Genomic DNA, 18,880 nt, shown 5'->3' with positions numbered 1-18,880 from the left:
TTATTCTTTAAACTATTGGCTGAAATCAAATCATAGCCTAGTGTTAACCCTCTTTTTGAGAGCGGTTAAACTTATTTCAAGGTTATGAAGTGTTATATGTGCTATATCTATTTATGATGGCTAATATGCACTATAAATAGGACACCCTTGTATACTCTAGATTATTATTTATCCATATTGGTTCAGAGAGTCACCTATTCAAATAGCACTCTCAATACTTTAATCTAAACAATAGCCGCTTTATCGCCCCAACATTATAAATAAACAGGATATCTTGTTCTTATGTCATCGCCTTTGTTAACCTCTCATCCCACCCTATCTCGCCTGTCACAATTGAGAGGTACTAGATTTATTATGGCGACTATATTGGGGACGAGTTTATTATTAACAGGCTGTGACAAGCCGGCCAACAATGCAGCCGATAAGCCAAAGGTTGAAATCTTGGCCGATAAAGTCATTGTAGATAACTCGCTTATTCAGACCAGTAACCCAGAGCGCTACCAGCCAAGCTATAACCTAGAAGGCGCGCTAATACCGGTAGATATTGTAGACATCAAAACACCTTACCGTGCGGATAAATTGTCCATTGCTGTTAAAGAGGGCGATTGGGTGAAAAAAGGACAGGTGATAGCCACTCTACAAACCCGTATTGATGCCAATACCGCACGTTATACGCATTTCGACTCGATTGATGCGCTGATTGAGGGTAATGATCAGCCGTTAGCACAGCAATATGCTGTGCAAGACAAACCAAGTGAGACCATAGCGTCGAATAATAAAGAAGCGCCTTCGAAATCGTTGCCAAAACTAGATTTGAATGCAAGCGATAAGAGGGCGGCTCAATCTAAGGCTAATAAAGCGTCGAATAATACGGACTCTGCTAATACCGCCAAAAACGATACCTCTGCTAATCCAGACTCAGACAATAAAAAGTCCGAAGACTTGATAGCGGTGACCTTAGTGTTTAGAGCGCCCATCGATGGCGAGGTTACTCAGATTAATAAAGAGATTAAACAAGCATTGATGGCTCAGGAGGAATTAAATGTTGAGGCTGACGTCATTGAGTATGACGTGCCTGCTAATACCTCTTTAATGACCATTGGTAATACTCAGCGTTTACAGCTTATCGGCAAGCTACCGTTGTCCACACAATCACAGCTGTCCGTAGGTCGATCGGTTAATTTCACTGTATTCGATGTAAACACAGAGTTTACTGGTCAGATTAGCCATATTACCCCAGATGTGGAGGCCGGCTACCTAATCGTTCGTGCACCGCTTATCTCAAGTGACGAGAACAAAGCGGCGCTAGAACCTGGGATGCGCGCGGCGATGAGTATTGATTACGGTCAAACAGAGCTTGGTGTGCGTTTACCTAAGCAGGCGATACACGAAGCGGATTTGGATGTGTTAAATGCCAAGCATAATCGGCCGACGAGCCCTATTAAAGGCTTCGTGTGGGTAATTGAGCAAGACCAACGCCTGTCTTATACGCCAGTAGAGGTGATTCAATATTTTGGTGATTCAGATAAATATCTGGTACACGGTATTAATAATGACAGCCTGGTTTGTCTGGCCGATTTACCCAAAGACTCTGCCGGTAAGCTTATCTCTGTCGATTAAAACAAGCCCTAGCATAAATGGTTAAGGAGCATTATGAAAAATCATTGGATATTTTGGGGCTTTTGGGTATTGTTTAATGCCCTAGCCAGTTTTTTCTGGGGTAATATTGTTGTCAATTCAACATTATGGGCCTTAATCGGTATGTTCGCCGGTATTGTAGTATTTATCGGTATTTATGGCGCAGTCGATGCCCACTTTATTAAGCGCGGTCAGACTAAGCTGCATGAGGCGTTAAAACGAAGTGTCTATATTAAAGCGGCTCTACAGCTGCTTAACCTGTTCTTATTCTTAGGTATACCTTTATCACCAGAGCTTTGGGCTGGGATTATTTCGGTAGGTATTACCGATGACAGACTGGGCATTAATCAAATACAGCATCCGTTTATTTTCGCTTTTTTAAACACCCTTTTGACAGGCGCTTTGCTATCCGCCCTTGTAGCCGCACTAACTGCTCTGATTTATTTTATTCGGGATAAAAAAGGCACAGTATAAATAGCTACCGAAATAACTAATAATAATGTTTCACGTGAAACGTTATTATAGAAAAGATAACTAAATTTATCGTAATCATATGTTCCACATGAAACATCATTCACTTAATATTTAAACGCCTTATAACCAAGTGGCTTATATCCTATTAATTGCCTAAATTGCTGATTATCAGCAATTGACCCATCTGCCAGTAAATGTAGACTGTCTTTATTTAATATTCCATCTTTAATAACCAAACCGGCGATAGATACTGCCATATGGGCTAGCCAGTTCGGTATGCCAATGATAATCGGTGCGCGTAAGTTATGAATAGTATGGCGTAGCGTGATTAGATACTCTGCAAAACTGACCGCCTCCCCACCAGTGGCGTTGATAATATTTTGCTTATCTTTACTATCATGCTGACCGCATTTATTGTCACAATCTATCCCAAGGTTCATTAAACCTTGAACCAGATCGTTAATATGCACCGGTTGAACTAGATAACGCCCCCTTTCTGGTAATATTAAAATAGGCAGCTTAGCCAAACTTACAAAGGCTTCGGTACTTATTCCACCTCTACCAAACACTAAAGACGGTCGTATAACGGATACTTTAAATTGCTCGTCGACCAAAGCCAATAACTGAATGTCACCTCGCCCTTTACTCGATAAAAAGGCGACTGCATGCTGCTCGTTTGCACCCAGTGCAGATAGATTTACCCAATGTTTCACGTGAAACTGCTTAGCCACCTGTGCTATTTGAAGAGGAGTAAGATGATGTACCTGCTCTAGCATCTGTGTATCTTGGCTCATGACTCCTACGAGATTTATAACCACCTCTACCCCGTCGAGTAGCGCCGCTATTTGTTGCCAATCTGGATCCATAAAGTTAACTTGCTGACTGCTCGGAGTGCGAACCTCTATATCTAGTGGCTCTAACCTTTCAATTAAGCTCTTACCAATAAAGCCTGATGCACCCAATACTAGGATAGTCTTTATATGGGATGCCATATTATTAGCCTGTCTCTTCGCTGATGTCATGGCCATTGCCTTCCCTACATTGGTTTCACAACCATTAAGAAAAATATAATCACCACAGCTGTAAATGCCGGATAGCCTGCCATCTCCCAGCGCCGTGCTAATTTCCAATACTTCGAGGGTAATTGACTGTCTCCCATTTGCTGAGAATGCTGCGCCATGTCACGCATTTTCATTTGCCAAACCACCACTGGCAACCAACACACTCCTGCAAAGACAAACAGCACTAGAGACAGCCAAATCCAGGTTGAGCCGAACGGCATACCCAGATAATGTGCCATCCAAAGTCCAGATAGCGGCTGGAATATAACCGCAGGGGTCGTAAACCACCAGTCGGCTTTACAGACCCATTTACTAACTACCGCTTGTGCCGGTACACTGCCACTACGGTTGGTAACAAATAGATAAAAGGCGGTGCCAAGCCCCGTCCCCATTATAAAAGTAGCTGATAAGATATGCAGGGTTTTAATAAATAAATACAAAGTCATAGACTTTCTCCGCTATAAGCTTGCCACTATATTTCTTTTATTTCTGTCTAAAATGAAATAAGTTAATAAAAATGATCTAAGTTTGAACGCTTAATGAATGTCATACTAAGTAAGTAGTCACTAAGAGCGATGCTTTTGATATAGAAATAGCAATAACGCCATGATAGGTATGTTCTTAATTAACGGTGCAAAGGGATGTATCAAATTCTCTGGTAAACCTATGGTAACGATAAGGCTATAGCCTATAACGATACAAAACTGAGCAAGCCATAACAGAGCATGATAGCGATATCGAGTTAATATGAGCACCCCAAACCCAATATCTAGTGAGGAGGCAAGATAAAACACACTGCTCTGATATACCTCGCCAATACCGAGCTGCCCCAACATATTAAGTGACTCTTGCTCGGCAAAGATCATAGGGACAATACCGCTATATAACCACAGCATTGCCAAGCTAATATAAAGATAGAAAGGCGGCTTTTTAGGCTGCTCTGATATCATAAGGTTGGCTGTCATACTTACCTCCTAATAGCGTTTGTCATACCTAGGTTATTCATATCAAACAGACTTGGTTATTTCTTTTATTTCTGTTATAACTGAAATAAGCTGATAAATATTTGTAAAAGCCAACACCTAAGATGGCCAAACTACTGGTTATTTAGGTGCTTGATATTGTATTAGTATCAGCTCAAATTAGTTATAGAGTGCTGCTCTACCAATGCCTGTTTGAGCGCGATATATTCAAACTTAAACCCAGCCTCCAGTAACTGTTTTGGCAGTACTTTTTGGCCGTAGATAAGCAAGCTTGCCATGTCACCAAACATTAGCTTTAGCAACCAAGCGGGCAACGTCATAAAGGTAGGCCTGTGCAGCCAGTTACCGATAATTTGGGTAAAGACCGCATTTATTACCGGATCCGGTGCTGTGAGATTATAAACAACGGCGTATGCGCAACTACTTGATTGTTGGTTCTCCTCATCATTGACAGAGCCACTATAAGCTGTTCTTGGATTTAAGTGATACTGAATAATATGCCATGCCGCACGCACCCAATCGGTCAGACTAATCCAGCTCATGACCTGATTGCCATCACCCAGTTGCCCGCCCATCCCCATTTTAAACGAGGGTAATAACTTGGCCAGCATACCGCCATCAGGATGAATCACGATACCGGTACGTAGGATAATAACCGGTACATCAAACGCCAATGCCTCTTTGGCTTTGGACTCCCATGCCGCACACAATTGATGCGCAAAATCATCTGAACCGTGATCGTCAGAAGGACTGTTTTCATCAAGCGGTGTGTCGCCTTGATTACCATACCAGCCGATAGCTGAGCCACTTAACATCAATTTCGGTTTATTCTCTATCCGTGCGATATAGTCTATTAACGCCACAGTGGGTTTAAGGCGGCTCTGCATTAAAGTCTGTCGACGCGCATTGCTCCAACGTTTGTCGGCAATTCCGGCCCCTGCCAGATTTAAAATAACATCAAAGCTCTTATCTGTTGTTTGCAGCTGCTCATAGCTCATCATATCAATAAAATCAGGATGCGCTTGATGCACGTCTCGGGTAAGCCAAGTGATATGAACCGGATTATCACTCATACCATTTTGCACGTTTTGAGCATCAGAGTCTAACTCAACTTTTGACTGCGCTAGATTTATATGGTGCTGAACCCAATAGCTAAACGCCGTTCCTATAAGTCCTGTACCACCGCTGATGAGTATATTCATGTCAATCTTCCTGATAAGGTATATAAATGTCCATTAATAGCTAATAGTCAGTTTACCGCTTTAAATGCTAATCGTTAAATGCTAATCGTTTTATAGAGCCCAGTGTCTACGCAGCGGACACTCGTCGTTACCTCCACTATACTTATCTCTGAAACGCTCAATTGTATTGATAATATAATTATTTAACTGACTGGCAGTGGGTACAACTCGGTTCTGGGTTAACTGCGGTAATGCCTTATCTAATCGGTGTGCCAGTTCGGGTAAATTATTGGTCGGCACTGCCGGAAATATATGGTGCTCAACGTGATATAACAGCCCAAAGGTCAACAGATTAACCAGTGTATTTCGCTCCGTACGCGCGATGGTATCCTCTGCATCATGGTGTACACCCCAAACAGCGATAATACCTACTAAAGCATTCGCCAAAAACATCACCGTCAAATGATAGGCAGCCACTTTCGCTACGATAGGCAAATAAATACTATTACCGCTTAATATATCTATACCCATGGTCGGCGCCATAACCGGTATCAGGATATAGGTTGTGATAAGCACCAACGCCATCATAATAACGCTGCCAATCAATACAAACTCAATGACTGACTTTATGCGATTACGCTTATTACTAAGACGTAAACCTTCACGATAAATAGCCAAACGATAACCTATGCCGCCAATCAATGCTTGCCACCATGATAATTTTGCCAAGCTACCTTCAATGTCATCCTCACCAAGCGGATTACGATGATGCTGCATATGTGTGGCTTTAATCGCATGCAAACTGGTCAATAAAAACACACTCATCAACATCAGCATAAAAGTGGTAATCGACTTGCTCACACCCAAACTGTGGTGATACCCATCATGTGCTTGTCGAAAGGCCGATGCAAAAAACAAATAAGTAAATAGGCATGCAAAAACAAACAGCGATTGACTGGCAAACCACCAAGACAATATCAAAGAGGGAAAAGGTAAAATCAGGTTATAAGCCACTTGCCAACCACTTAACCGACGCAAGTCCTTCCATTCAACACTGGCAATGGCTTGCTTACTAATCTGTTTTTTATACTGAACCCGCTGCTTTGTGTTCATTTTCCATGTCCTTATAGTAACGTCTTTATATGAAGTGATTATGTCGATAGCTTTAGTAAAAATAATTCTTTTATTTTAGTATTTTCTGTTAAAACAGAAATAAAATCTTAAATTTTTAGGGTATGCTCTAATATCCTACTCTTTTCCAACTAACCACAACCACTAAGATAAGGATGCTAGCTTAATTTTTTGCGAATACGCGCGCCCAGCTTGAGTATCTTTTTTAAAGTGGTCGTTGGCAGCTTAAGCATTTCATTCGACCAACTGGTTAAGGTATCAACAAACTCTTGTGTTTCTTTGATACGGCTTTGTACCTCTGCATTTTCCTGCCCAAACTCTGGACTATCTATCAATGATTGAAGAAAATCTACCGTAGGCGCCAGTTCTCGTTTTTGACGCTCTATGACAATAATACGTGCCAGCTCCCACACATCAGTATGCGTACTAAAATGATCACGGCGATCCCCAAGTATGGAGACTTTCTGCACCAGTCCCCAGTTTTGTAGCTCTTTTAGACTGGTCGATACATTAGATCGAGCCACACCTAATGTTTCGGTAATCTCTTCTGCATTTAGAGGACGGCCGATAATATATAGTAGTGCATGAATCTGTGACATGGTGCGATTAACGCCCCACTGCGTGCCCATTTCACCCCAGTGTAGTACAAACCTTTCGGTCGCTGGATTTAGTTTCATAAATAACGTCTTATTCTAATTTAATAATAAAAGTAGAACCGTTTATCCGGTTAATGGCATTAGCATGAACCATTCTTTTATTTCTGTCAATACTGAAATTAATGTATGAATGTATTTGCTACATTCGTTATACAATCGTTACTAGCCTATCTTTTAGATATAAATAATTAATCTAACAACGGCTTTAGCGGATAATCTTGCTTGTTAACCCGTCTCTGATTTGACTAGGCAGAGTATAGTTTAAGGTATTGCCATTAAGATACTTAATGTTGGAACCAAAATAGTCATATGCGGCTTGTAAGGTGGTTGCCGGTGCTTCTCCTGACGGATTACAACTGGTAGAAACTACCAAACCATAAGGGTTATGGCTACTCACCATACTGGCGCATAGCTCAGCAATCAGCGGATGATTAATTACCCGCACTGCGATAGACTGATATTTACCAGTAATCCATGTTGGGAATGACTGCTCTGTATGATTAGACAACGTATCTTTAGACACAGGAAGCAACCAAGTATGCGCCTGCTTTTCTGTCGCTTGAGAGGCGTTAGCATCCGTCAGCCACCAACTGTCTATAACCTGCTGACGTCTTGCTTCTGGCAACAACATCAATAAGGGCTCTATACGCTCAATGCTGTCTGTAATGACAATCATCCCTTTATCACGCGGACGTTTCTTGATAGCCAAGATACGTCCGACCGCGGCTTTATTATAAGCATCACAGCCAATACCCCACACGCTCTCCGTCGGATAAGCCAACAATTCGCCGGCCTGCAACCAAGTGGCAGCCACCTTAGCTTCTTGAGTAATATTAACCATATTATTGAGGTTATTTGGCTTAGGTATGAAAGTGTGTGAAGATGTCATAGAGGCTAGGCTTTGCATAAAGGTAAGGATTTATGAGCAATAAGGCTATAGTAGATTCAAGTTAATGGACTATCGCTTATGCTCATTATAACGGACTCTGGTTTAAACGCTGATGGTTTCTGTGTTATTCACGCGTGCCTATATCATTCATTGGCACACTCGCTTTTATAAGCGCTGATACCGCCCACCTATTTGTGTAATAAGTCCCATCAACTCAAGCTCCATTAACTGGCTTAATAGGCTGGACGTATCAAGCTGTGTCTTTTGAATCAATCCGTCCAAATCTTGAGCGCTATAATCAATATGCACCCATAGCGATTGCAAATGATCCGGCACGACCACCGCTGTTAATGGTGTTTTAACCGGCTGCGAGCTTATCGTAGAGACCGCAGTTTGGCTAAGTTTAGTGGGTGACTTAGAGACCGTCTTTGAGGTGTGTTCACCAGTTGCGACAAAAGCCGATTCGATAGCACCACTTGGATGATTGTTAGGATAACTTGACTGCGCTAAGGCTTGGCGCTGCATGGGTGATACCATCTGGCTCGATAAATCATTAATGACCTGTTCGGGATGATATATCAAAGTCGCGCCTTCCCGAATCAAGTGATGACAGCCTTCTGCATTTCTATTATCAATACGACTGGGCATAGCAAAGACTTGTTTGCCTTGCTCTGAGGTTAATCGCGCCGTAATCAGCGAGCCACTATTGATAGTAGCCTCAGTAACAATCGTACCCAAGCTTAAGCCTGCCACCAATCTATTACGTCTTGGAAAGGTATGTTTATTGGGCGGCGTACCCGGCAACAGCTCACTAACAATACAACCACCCTCGGCAATCATGCGATCAAACAACGGCTGGTGCTGCTTGGGATAGCAGACATCAATACCGGTGCCCATTACCCCAATGCTACGACCTGCACAGTCTGCCATTTGCGACAGCGCCCCTAAATGAGCTTGATTATCCACGCCTTGTGCCAGTCCACTGGTAATAATGTAACCGGCTTTGGCCAAATATTGCGCCATATCAAAGGTGAATTTCTGCGCACTGACCGTGGGCTTTCGGCTACCGACGATAGCAATTTGTGCTTGGTTTAAACGCTCGCTATTCCCGCGATAAAATAAAAGCGGCGGCGCATAAAACAAAACCAGTAGTTGCTGCGGATAATGGGATTGATTAGAAAACACTATCTGGAACTCATTATTAGCAATACGCTGAGCTAAGGAGGCTATATATGCTTGATCTGTCCCTTGCTCCGCCTCTCTATGGCGAATAACATGCTTTGCATGAATTTTTATTTCCGCCCATTCAGATGGCGTACGTAATAATGCCAATGCCGCAGATTTAAAGCGAGTGATTAAGGTATGAAACGCAGAAAGCGAAGCATTTACTCTCTGCCATAACAAAAGAATGGAGGCCTGCTCTGCGTCCAATGCAGACTCAAGTACTGTCATAATAGTCGCCAAAGGCTGTGAATTTAGGTTCGTCTAAATAACCATTACGGATAACGGCGTGGTTAGTTTATAGGTTATCTACCCTTTGTGGGCGCTTTTATTAAGCCAATAAACTAAATAAGACACTGCCGATTTTAGACAGTGTCTTTTTCTATACGGATAAGACTTTATAACTGAGTACAATATAGCCCATACTTTATTCTATTAGCCAACTTATTCTACTGAACGAACTGCTTATTGAGCAGGAACCACTGCCTTAATCTCATTGGCTACTAAGCTTGCGTCATTTTCTAATACCGTCACATATTGCTCTAGACTTTCAATATCTTTGGTATGCTCAGGACGTTCAATGTCTATCTCGCCAACTGCTTCAAAAATAGTCTCTGAGAATTTAACCGGTAGCGCCGTCTCCGCACAGATGATGACCTCACCCTCTTTTTGTAGCTCTTGCGCCACTTTAATACCGTCGGCCGTGTGTGGATCAACCAAGTCGTTATAATTTTCGTACACCGCTTTAATGGTATTTAAACGGTCTTGATGCGTTGACTTACCGGCTGCAAAGCCGTAACGCGTATTCACCGCCTCTAACACATCTGACAAGTCAAACCCTTTACCTGCCTTCACACCATCAAACAACTCATGCACACGTTTGCTGTCTTTTTCTAATAACAGATAAATAAAGCGCTCAAAGTTTGAGGCTTTGGAGATGTCCATAGACGGGCTAGATGTCACATAGGTTTTATCCGCAGGACGCGGTGTATAAGTGCCTTGATTAAAGAAGTCATTTAGTACGTCGTTCTCGTTTGTTGCGACAATCAAACGGTCAATTGGTAGACCCATTTCGCGGGCAATATGACCAGCACAGATATTACCAAAGTTACCTGACGGCACGCAGAAGCTGACTTTCTCATCGTTGTTTTTAGTCGCTGCAAAGTAGCCTTTAAAGTAATAAACGATTTGCGCTAAGATACGCCCCCAGTTAATAGAGTTAACCGTACCCAAGCTATATTTGGCTTTAAAATCTGCATCTTGTTGTAATGCTTTAACGATATCTTGACAGTCATCAAACATACCTTTAATGGCAATATTATGAATATTGGCATCCGTTAAACTATACATCTGAGCGCGCTGAAACTCACTCATTTTGCCATGCGGCGACATCATAAACACTTCGATATTGTCTTTGCCTCGTAGCGCATATTCTGCTGCACTGCCGGTGTCACCACTGGTTGCGCCAATGATGGTCAGACGCTTGCCTTTTTGCTTCAACACATATTCAAAGGCATTACCCAAAAACTGCATCGCCACGTCTTTAAATGCAAGCGTTGGACCATTAGATAAGCCTAAAATATACAAGTCCTCTTTAAGCTTACGCACCGGCACAATCTCTTCGCTACCAAAAACCTTAGCCGTATAAGTGCGCTCGATAATATCTTTTAAATCTGCATCATCAATATCCGTGGCATACAGACGCATAATTGCAAACGCAAGCTCAGGATAGTTAAGATGACGCCACTCGTTTAATGTTTTCGAATCAATTTGAGGATAGCTTTCAGGTAGCATCAAGCCACCGTCTGGTGCTAGTCCCATCAACAACACATCGCTAAAATCCATCTTCTCGGTTTGACCGCGCGTACTGATATATTTCATGTCTTCGTCTTATCCTGTCAAAAGATTACATAAATTTTTATAACAAAAAGAGTAGCATATTTTCAGACATAAGCCATATTAAATAAACGGCTTATTGGTTTTTGTTGTGGGGTTTGTGGTAGTTTTGGCATGCGCTTTATCGCTAATCGCACTTCTACAAGCTGAAGTGTCCATTAAAAATGCTTTATCCAGTCAAAAAGTTTTCTAAGCTTAGACTCTTTTTTGTGTTCTGATATATTTTCATCACACTGTGTTTCTTCTACCAACGCTGTTTCGAATTGATATTCAATAGCACTTGCTTGGCTTTCTACAGTTTCGCCCTTATAAATTAACTGCTCATATATGCTTAATATGCCTTTAGGATATTGTGCTTCCCACAGCCTACTTTGCGTCAAAATGTACTGGTAAGACTTCTCAAACCCATCCTTGTCAAACTTATCCCAATCACCATCCTGTATGATTTGATTTTTATCTCTCATTAAATTAAATTTTCGATAAAAATCAGCGACATTAATAGCTTCTCCATAGTCAATACCTTGCCAAAAACTTAATATAGCGTCTGTTCTCTCTTCAATAGTCTTAGATACTTTAAGGCGCTTAATATACTTAAATGTATTAGCCATTAAAGCTTGCTCAGTTGATGGATATAAAAAACCTAACCCATTGATAACCTTTATAAAAGCGTAAAAGCTATCAACCTGCTTAGAATTTAAACCTTCTATTGGTTCGTAATACCAAAAATAAAGCATAGCATCATCGTAGTAGCCCTGTTTTTGCCATTTTTCAATACGAGATTTATAAAAGCCATAATCCTGTTTATTAATTCTCCAGTCTTCAAGGACAAAACTGATGAGTTCGTCTAAAAACGCTATTTGAGTATCGCTAAGATGTGTCGTTAAATCCATTAAAGTTGCTCCAATTCTATTCACTTCAGCTATTTGAGATTCAACCTTGCCCTTTAAATGCCATTAGTCAGGTAGATGCGCTAGGGCAAGTTTAGTATTAGTCTTACTATTAACCTTTATAATAGTGACAACTAGCAGATTAGAGTTATCATCCCCACTACATAACTGAATTGTTAGCCATACAATTAAATGATATAAATATGCCACTGTCTGACTTATGATCAGATTATAGTCATTTTAAATATTTTAATCGTTTAATAATTAACAATAACAGAGGGTAACAACATGGCAGATATCGAAATCGAAAAACAACATAGTTTAGACTTTAATACCGCCCGCGAACAGGCTAAAAAATGGCTTGAAAGTGCCAAAGAAAAATACGGCATTGATGCCAACTATGTTGAAGGCGAAAATGAGGATAATGTAACGATTAGTCGTAAAGGCATCGATGGCAAAGCCACTTTGGATGCCAATAAAATACGCATTGAAGCGACCTTAGGCTTTTTGGCCAAACCATTAAAAGGTAAGATTAAAGATGCGTTAGAATCAGGTTTAAATAAGCATTTAAGCTAGTTTTTTTCACGCGGATTGACCACATTATGGCTTTTATTGATGCCATAAAAAACCCAGTTCATTAGTGAACTGGGTTTTTATTTTTTTAAAACGGTTTAATTTATTCAGGTTTAGAGTGACTTAAAGCTCAACCACTTTATCTACCACAAATTGACGTGATGCTTCGCCATCTACCAAACGATAGGTAATATGACAGGTTTTTCTGGTTGGATTAGCATTGGTATCACCGTCTAATATACAGCTTACACTCTCTGACTAATTGATTGCCTTTAATCGCAAAGCTGTCATGTCCCCTATAGCCTTGGCTTAGGGTCTCAGATAACTCAGGGAAAGACACCTCAGTTCCTGACTTTGAGAAGGCTGACTCGAATAGGCAACCACATCACCATACGAGCCACTGCTGACGCTTTGAGTAAAAAGCCGGACTCTGATACGCGGTTAACGCCAATCTTGCGGTCTAACCCTGCTTTCTAAATCTGTTTTCTAATAATGGCATAATAAAACCCATCACCACCTACCGGTGCTTGAGCTATGACTTGTTGCTCATCGTTTTCAGGTCTGTCATCTTCAACGGCTGTTGGCTCTAATGCGACATTCATTTTATAGACAGGCAAACACTGACGACCAACCGCTTGCTCAATGCCCCAATTAGTTTTCTCATCGTCAAATGCCACAGCCACCGCATCTTTATGACGCTTTAAGAAGGCTTGCATCTGTTCCACGTTTTCTTGCTTTAATATCGAACAGGTGATGTATAACAGATAACCGCCATTCTTTAACTGTGGCCATAAGTTATCCAATATTTGCTCTTGCAGTTGCACCGTATGTTGTACATCTTCTTCCTCCCGTAGCAAGGTAATGTCTGGATGACGACTGATAACGCCCGTTGCGGTACAAGGCGCATCGAGCAATATCGCATCAAAGCCAGCCGAATCATCACTCGACTCTTTGGCTTGCCAAGTGGTCGCATCCACGCATTCTATGTCCAAATGCAATTTGCTATTGACGATAGGCGCTGGCAGTTGTAACCGCTCTAAGTTCTCAAAAATACGTGTAATACGAGGCGCTTCATTATCAATCGCTGTCAGCTCAACATTGCTAATAGGATTATCCTGTTCATCAGCTTGTTTCACGTGAAACAGTTCTGTTTCTTGTTTCTCTTGATTACCTAACAGCTCAAGCCAATGAGCTAATTTACCACCCGGCGCGGCACAAGCATCTAGCAAGCGTACATTTTGTGCTGAATTAGTACTAATCGCCCTTTGAAGTAGCGCATCAATAATAGGCGCCGCCAGCTGTGCATGCGCATCTTGTACGCTAGCAATACCTTCTTCAAACTCAGGCAGACGACTGACAGGCACACTATCAATCAGCTCAATCGCGTGTTGTTCAATCTCCAGACTATCGTTATTTGCATTAGTCTCATCCGTATTAATAGTGGTTTTTAAAGATATCTCTTCTGCAGATATCTCTTCTTCTGCCAGCTGTTTGATATAACTTTGACTGTCCGTTTGCAGGCCATTTACTCGCAAAAACATCGGTGCTGACTGGCGCAAACTTTGGGTCAGCTCATCATAGTATTCACGCCAATCTGATTTTAACTGCTGGGCTAGCCAGTTTGGTAAGCTATGGTTTTTATTGGCTTTTTTGCGAAATTTATTTGGATTTTTAGCCACTTTACGCAGCACAGCATTCACCAACCCTGATGCGCGCGCATAGTCGATGTGTTTCACCGCCTCAACTGTTTCATGAATTGCGGCGTGATCGGCAACATTAAGATAAAGCAGTTGGGTAATACCCAATTGAATGGTGGTACGCACCTCAATCTCATCGATTGGATTGTCCGCTAAGCTATCTAACAAACGTGCGGTTGCATGCCAATGGCGTAAGGTTGTGAGTAACAATGCATGCGCAAAGCCTTTGTCATCCCCATTTAAACTGTTTAATAAAGGATCCAAAAGACCGCTTAGTGACTGACCCTGTTGAATTGATAACAAGGTATTAATCACTGCCACACGGACATTTTTATTTTGGGTAGTGCTATTTGGTTTACTGCTCATTTAATGCCTAATTATGATGATTGATTTGGTTTGATTGGTTTGGCTGTACTGACTGTTATATAAGTCGGATTTTTGTCATTTCGGTGCAGCGACAAACTTGTCACCGTCATCAAGCTGATTACCATGACAGACTTGTTCAGCGGTGACTGGCTTACTACCAGCAAACTGTAATTTAGTTAAACGCAAAGTAGTCGCTTCTTGATCCACACTCTCTTTACCGCATGCCACCAAGACAGCGTTTTTACCGACACTAATAACTGTGCCTGGCTCTACAACCGTCGTTTGTGACGCGTTCACTGGCATGGCTGACAACACTTTCACACGTCTAGGCTCAGCCTTGCCCTCTGGGTCTGCCAAAAAGGTATAGGCACCAGGATACGGATGCATACCCCGTATCTGACGCTCGATACGAGTCGCTGATTTTGTCCAATCAATCTCCCCTTCACTTTTACTCAGCTTTTCAGCATAATTGGCAAGACTATCGTCCTGCTTTTCAGCCTGTGCTTGATAATATGGCAAATCTTTTAGTACGGTGACAATAGCTTCAGCGCCCATATTGGCCATTTTGTCATGTAAGCTCGCGGTGGTTTCATCAACTGCTATCTGGTAAGACGCTTTATAAAGCATGTCGCCTGTGTCCAAGCCTTTATCCATCTGCATAATAGTAATGCCTGTTTTTTCATCACCAGCGAGCAGTGCACGATGAATCGGTGCTGCACCGCGCCAACGCGGTAATAATGACGCATGAATATTCAAACAACCATGCGTCGGCGTCTCTAACACACCTATTGGCAAAATAAGACCGTAAGCGGCGACCACCATAACGTCAGGTTGATAATTTGCTAACGTTTCACGTGAAACTTGCCCTTCTTCACTGGCTTTTTTGAAGGTTGCTGGCTGCTCAACTGGAATATTATGCTCAAGCGCCAGTTGTTTAACAGGAGATGCCGTTAACTTTTGTCCTCGCCCCGCCTTGCGATCAGGCTGAGTATAAACCGCGACAAGATCTATATTAAGCGCCTCTTGCTGCTCAATAAGTGCCTTTAAGCTAATCGCAGCAAACTCTGGAGTGCCGGCAAAAATCACACGTTGTTTGGTAGAAGACTGGTTTTCAATGCTCATAATTTTTATTCGATAAATAGGTGTTAGAAATAAGAATGTCGTAGATAAATAAGACTTAGCCCTGCTTTTGTTTCATTATAGAGAAATTGTCAGGCAATCACCATTTAGCTTGAGTTAGCCTTTGTAGCAACACGCTTATCACTTATTTTTTATAGCAAAAACATTGGTGCTGTGGATGACTCAAACAGGACTAGTTACCTCTAAATCTGACCTCAGATCAGCGCTGTAGAGTGCTATACTCAATACCATCTCTGTTATTTTCAGATCTTTTACTTGTAACCGCGCCCAACGCTCATGCTAAAAAAAGCACCTTTGCATTATGTCTTTAACTTTCATACCCTGACACTTCTGGTATTAACCACGTTGTGCTACATCATTTTGCTTGTCAGTTTACATGAACAGCGTTTAATCACTAGCCAAAAGGCATTTAATCAGCTTTATTATGAACTAACCGATCAGCTCAATCATAATACTCTTAATTTGTCTGCCGTCTCTACCAAACTTATTGGTAGTAATAATGTCAGTCACCATATTATGGTGATGACTGCATCTGGTCAGCCATTGGTTTATACCCATCATAGGGACGATCAAAGTCAAGTTGAGTTTTTCAGCCTTCCTTATTGGGGACCCACAGAGGCGCAAAGCACCAAGTACCAAATTACAGATTCTAAGCAGCTACTAGGCTGGGCCAATTTGCCAAATGGCTATCAAACTTATATTCAAATCATCCACCCGCCCATGCCGATTGATTGGTTTAATCCGCTGTATTGGCTACCGCTGCTAACCGCTCTGGTGTTGTTTACCTTCAATCTTTATTTGGTAATGCGAAATAAAAGAGCGTGGTCGCAAATCATTGATTACAGTCAACATTTCCCTAATTGTTTAAACGAGCCTTATACTCCGATTTTCGACAGTGATTTTGGGATTAGCCAAGAGTTTCTGCGCTTGGCTAATCGTTTGGACCGAATTAATCAGCAACTGCATCAAACCCATCGTCGCACCACATTATTAGAAAAGCGCCTGCTACGATTGACCGATTACTCACCGCTGCCGCTATTTTTTATTAATAAAAAAGGTCAAGTGAGTTATTTTAATCGCCGCTTCGAGCAATCGTTTATGACCGCATTTGATGAGCATATCATTTATTTTGTGACCGACTTTTTGACAGGCAAAGATAAGCTGACTCAGCGTCATTTGAGCAGGATTGGTCGTCTTACTAATGCGCAAACCTTTAATGTTTCAAGCATTGAGAGTCAAACCGATTATCTATTACATCTACAGCCATGGACGGGCCAACAAGGGCAGGTACAAGGATTTAGTGCCGTATTAACCGACATCAGTCACCTTACTCAGGAGCTGGGTGATATTACCAAAAAGGTGCATTCACAAGCTGCTGAACTGATCCAGTTTGATAAGTTATGGTCACTATTGGGCCATGAATTACGTACACCTCTAAGCGGTATGATTAGCCTTATTGATCTTATAGACACTGGCCGTTTGGATGAGTATCAAAACGAAACCTATCGTTTATTATTACAGACCAGCCAAACCATGTTGACCATGTTAAATGACATGCTCGACATTGCAAAGATGGATGCCGGTAAGCTTAATACCGTACTAGAGCGTATTGATATTTTAAACTTAAGTTATCAAGTAGCGAACTTACTGAGTAGTAGCGCCTATACCAAAAATATTGAGTTACTGACCTTCTTTTATCCGCAAGCGCCGCGTTATCTTGACACCGATGCTACTCGCTTGCAGCAAATTTTGATGAATCTGATTGGCAATGCCATTAAGTTCACCCATTCTGGCTATGTAGCGCTACATGTGCGCTACCTACCGGCACACAGTACTCAGCTGCGTCACATGATGATAGAGGCATCTCTGAGTCCGCAAGCAGATATACAATCGCCTTGGGTATGCTTTGCGGTTGAAGATACCGGTATTGGGATTGATGAAAATGATAAGTCACGCCTGTTTAGCGACTTCCATCAAGCCAACGGACTTATTAGCCAACAATTTGGGGGTACTGGCTTAGGACTGGCTATTTCTAACCGCTTTGCACAGCTACTAGGCGGCTTTATTCACATTAAAAGTGAGCTGGGTCAAGGCAGTACCTTTAGTTTGTGTCTACCAATCACTTCGGATTTATATCAGATACCGGCCTATCTTCAACATCCACAGCTGAGCAAAGTTCAGCTGATTTCTTTTCATAATCAGCCTGTCTCAAGCCAAGCCTTTAATGAATTTAGTCAATTTTTAAATCATAATTTTAAGGCATATGCTGGAATCACTAAAGAAGGCTTAGACGCAGTGAGTCGGGCAAATGACTCAGACAGACTATTGGTTATTTTGGTAGAAGAAGAGCTTTATCATACAAGCAGTATCACTGAGCTTGAAGTACTAGACGCTTGGCAAAGCACGCCTAAAATATTACTGACCATGCGTCCTAGAAATGCCATTGATAAGTCACGGCGTGACCAATATTCGGTTATTTTGAATAAGCCAATAATGGCAGCACAAATCGCTCGAGCACTGATGCAGATAGGCCGAATGAAGGCGCAGCGTCCGAGCGTCGTGCCTCCTATTGAGCAGAGGCAGCGAATCACACCTAGCCTATCCTCGCTACCAGCACCAGCTCTGGTTAGCACCAATAAAGCATTAACCTTTAAGCCGCTAGTGTTAATTGCAGAAGATGATGCCCTAAATCGCCGTATTGTCAGTGCGTTATTAAACAAGCTCGGCTATTTGAGTATCAGCGCCAATAATGGTCAAGAAGTATTGAGTTATCTTGAACAAAGGGATGATATCGATTTAATTTTGATGGATTGTAGAATGCCAATTATTGATGGCTTAGAGACGACACGAATTATTCGTACCTCGAATAACCCTATTCCTATCATCGCCCTGACTGCCAATAATACTGATAACGACAAAGCAGAATGCTTGATTGCTGGTATGAATGACTTTCTTACTAAGCCGATTAACAAAGAACTATTAGCTAAAATCTTATCGTTTTATTTATAAAAAAGTAGTGTTTAGGGCGTGTCCTCATTATGAAAATGGTGATAAAAATAAAATAAACCGCAGTCAGACAAGGAAAGT

The 18,880-nt window shown here is 41.7% G+C and carries 16 protein-coding genes; 4 read left to right on the top strand and 12 right to left on the bottom strand.

Annotation, left to right across the window (positions count from 1 at the left end):
• Positions 1–354: 354 nt before the first annotated feature.
• Both AC2SLO_RS01535 and AC2SLO_RS01530 read left to right on the top strand, forming a co-directional pair.
• Positions 355–1,620, top strand: coding sequence for an efflux RND transporter periplasmic adaptor subunit (locus tag AC2SLO_RS01535; RefSeq protein ID WP_486539722.1), 1,266 nt, complete (start codon positions 355–357; stop codon positions 1,618–1,620).
• A 33-nt stretch (positions 1,621–1,653) separates the two neighbouring features.
• Positions 1,654–2,112, top strand: a complete 459-nt coding sequence (locus AC2SLO_RS01530; RefSeq protein WP_486539724.1) for a hypothetical protein — start codon at positions 1,654–1,656, stop codon at positions 2,110–2,112.
• A gap of 104 nt (positions 2,113–2,216) precedes the next feature.
• Here the strand turns inward: AC2SLO_RS01530 and AC2SLO_RS01525 are convergent, their stop codons facing one another.
• The 10 genes from AC2SLO_RS01525 to AC2SLO_RS01480 all read right to left on the bottom strand — a co-directional run bounded on the left by AC2SLO_RS01525 (position 2,217) and on the right by AC2SLO_RS01480 (position 12,020).
• On the bottom strand, positions 2,217–3,104 hold the full coding sequence (locus tag AC2SLO_RS01525) for an NAD-dependent epimerase/dehydratase family protein (RefSeq protein WP_486539726.1): 888 nt from the start codon (positions 3,102–3,104) through the stop codon (positions 2,217–2,219).
• Positions 3,105–3,148: 44 nt separating this feature from the next.
• Positions 3,149–3,619, bottom strand: a complete 471-nt coding sequence (locus AC2SLO_RS01520) for a DUF2269 family protein (protein WP_486539728.1) — start codon at positions 3,617–3,619, stop codon at positions 3,149–3,151.
• Between the two features lie 120 nt (positions 3,620–3,739).
• On the bottom strand, positions 3,740–4,138 hold the full coding sequence (locus AC2SLO_RS01515; protein WP_486539730.1) for a DoxX-like family protein: 399 nt from the start codon (positions 4,136–4,138) through the stop codon (positions 3,740–3,742).
• A gap of 167 nt (positions 4,139–4,305) precedes the next feature.
• A complete protein-coding gene (locus AC2SLO_RS01510) occupies positions 4,306–5,358 on the bottom strand; it encodes an epimerase (RefSeq protein WP_486539732.1) in 1,053 nt (350 codons plus the stop codon).
• Positions 5,359–5,448: 90 nt separating this feature from the next.
• On the bottom strand, positions 5,449–6,450 hold the full coding sequence (locus AC2SLO_RS01505) for a fatty acid desaturase family protein (protein WP_486539734.1): 1,002 nt from the start codon (positions 6,448–6,450) through the stop codon (positions 5,449–5,451).
• Positions 6,451–6,626: 176 nt separating this feature from the next.
• The gene (locus AC2SLO_RS01500; protein ID WP_486539736.1) at positions 6,627–7,145 is read right to left on the bottom strand and encodes a GbsR/MarR family transcriptional regulator; all 519 of its coding nucleotides are present in this window, start codon (positions 7,143–7,145) and stop codon (positions 6,627–6,629) included.
• A gap of 184 nt (positions 7,146–7,329) precedes the next feature.
• Positions 7,330–8,013, bottom strand: a complete 684-nt coding sequence (locus AC2SLO_RS01495) for an L-threonylcarbamoyladenylate synthase (protein WP_486539738.1) — start codon at positions 8,011–8,013, stop codon at positions 7,330–7,332.
• Positions 8,014–8,178: 165 nt separating this feature from the next.
• Positions 8,179–9,465, bottom strand: a complete 1,287-nt coding sequence (dprA, locus tag AC2SLO_RS01490; RefSeq protein WP_486539740.1) for a DNA-processing protein DprA — start codon at positions 9,463–9,465, stop codon at positions 8,179–8,181.
• Between the two features lie 234 nt (positions 9,466–9,699).
• The gene (gene thrC, locus AC2SLO_RS01485; RefSeq protein WP_486539742.1) at positions 9,700–11,115 is read right to left on the bottom strand and encodes a threonine synthase; all 1,416 of its coding nucleotides are present in this window, start codon (positions 11,113–11,115) and stop codon (positions 9,700–9,702) included.
• A gap of 173 nt (positions 11,116–11,288) precedes the next feature.
• Positions 11,289–12,020, bottom strand: a complete 732-nt coding sequence (locus AC2SLO_RS01480) for a hypothetical protein (RefSeq protein WP_486539744.1) — start codon at positions 12,018–12,020, stop codon at positions 11,289–11,291.
• A 285-nt stretch (positions 12,021–12,305) separates the two neighbouring features.
• Here AC2SLO_RS01480 and AC2SLO_RS01475 point away from each other — a divergent pair, with 285 nt between their 5' ends.
• Positions 12,306–12,593, top strand: a complete 288-nt coding sequence (locus tag AC2SLO_RS01475) for a polyhydroxyalkanoic acid system family protein (protein WP_486539746.1) — start codon at positions 12,306–12,308, stop codon at positions 12,591–12,593.
• Between the two features lie 470 nt (positions 12,594–13,063).
• Here AC2SLO_RS01475 and AC2SLO_RS01470 read toward each other — a convergent pair whose 3' ends face one another.
• Positions 13,064–14,653: a transcription antitermination factor NusB gene (locus AC2SLO_RS01470; RefSeq protein ID WP_486539748.1), complete on the bottom strand. Its 1,590-nt coding sequence runs from the start codon at positions 14,651–14,653 to the stop codon at positions 13,064–13,066.
• Between the two features lie 75 nt (positions 14,654–14,728).
• Positions 14,729–15,775 carry a methionyl-tRNA formyltransferase gene (fmt, locus tag AC2SLO_RS01465; RefSeq protein WP_486539750.1) on the bottom strand — a complete coding sequence of 349 codons (1,047 nt, stop codon included), beginning with the start codon at positions 15,773–15,775 and terminating at the stop codon, positions 14,729–14,731.
• Positions 15,776–16,069: 294 nt separating this feature from the next.
• Here fmt and AC2SLO_RS01460 point away from each other — a divergent pair, with 294 nt between their 5' ends.
• Positions 16,070–18,802 (top strand): response regulator, encoded by a 2,733-nt coding sequence (locus AC2SLO_RS01460; RefSeq protein ID WP_486539752.1) that lies wholly within the window; start codon positions 16,070–16,072, stop codon positions 18,800–18,802.
• The last annotated feature ends 78 nt before the right edge of the window (positions 18,803–18,880 follow it).

This window comes from Psychrobacter sp. CX14, assembly GCF_057396205.2.
The sequence above is the reverse complement of the archived record's forward strand: the minus strand, read 5'-3'. Positions and strand labels throughout refer to the sequence as shown.

Bases quoted from the DNA above. Each gene is read 5' to 3' on its own strand.
- AC2SLO_RS01535 (WP_486539722.1), top strand. From the start codon at position 355: ATGGCGACTATATTGGGGACGAGTTTATTATTAACAGGCTGTGACAAG.
- AC2SLO_RS01530 (WP_486539724.1), top strand. From the start codon at position 1,654: ATGAAAAATCATTGGATATTTTGGGGCTTTTGGGTATTGTTTAATGCC.
- AC2SLO_RS01525 (WP_486539726.1), bottom strand. From the start codon at position 3,104: ATGGCATCCCATATAAAGACTATCCTAGTATTGGGTGCATCAGGCTTT.
- AC2SLO_RS01520 (WP_486539728.1), bottom strand. From the start codon at position 3,619: ATGACTTTGTATTTATTTATTAAAACCCTGCATATCTTATCAGCTACT.
- AC2SLO_RS01515 (WP_486539730.1), bottom strand. From the start codon at position 4,138: ATGACAGCCAACCTTATGATATCAGAGCAGCCTAAAAAGCCGCCTTTC.
- AC2SLO_RS01510 (WP_486539732.1), bottom strand. From the start codon at position 5,358: ATGAATATACTCATCAGCGGTGGTACAGGACTTATAGGAACGGCGTTT.
- AC2SLO_RS01505 (WP_486539734.1), bottom strand. From the start codon at position 6,450: ATGAACACAAAGCAGCGGGTTCAGTATAAAAAACAGATTAGTAAGCAA.
- AC2SLO_RS01500 (WP_486539736.1), bottom strand. From the start codon at position 7,145: ATGAAACTAAATCCAGCGACCGAAAGGTTTGTACTACACTGGGGTGAA.
- AC2SLO_RS01495 (WP_486539738.1), bottom strand. From the start codon at position 8,013: ATGACATCTTCACACACTTTCATACCTAAGCCAAATAACCTCAATAAT.
- dprA (WP_486539740.1), bottom strand. From the start codon at position 9,465: ATGACAGTACTTGAGTCTGCATTGGACGCAGAGCAGGCCTCCATTCTT.
- thrC (WP_486539742.1), bottom strand. From the start codon at position 11,115: ATGAAATATATCAGTACGCGCGGTCAAACCGAGAAGATGGATTTTAGC.
- AC2SLO_RS01480 (WP_486539744.1), bottom strand. From the start codon at position 12,020: ATGGATTTAACGACACATCTTAGCGATACTCAAATAGCGTTTTTAGAC.
- AC2SLO_RS01475 (WP_486539746.1), top strand. From the start codon at position 12,306: ATGGCAGATATCGAAATCGAAAAACAACATAGTTTAGACTTTAATACC.
- AC2SLO_RS01470 (WP_486539748.1), bottom strand. From the start codon at position 14,653: ATGAGCAGTAAACCAAATAGCACTACCCAAAATAAAAATGTCCGTGTG.
- fmt (WP_486539750.1), bottom strand. From the start codon at position 15,775: ATGAGCATTGAAAACCAGTCTTCTACCAAACAACGTGTGATTTTTGCC.
- AC2SLO_RS01460 (WP_486539752.1), top strand. From the start codon at position 16,070: ATGCTAAAAAAAGCACCTTTGCATTATGTCTTTAACTTTCATACCCTG.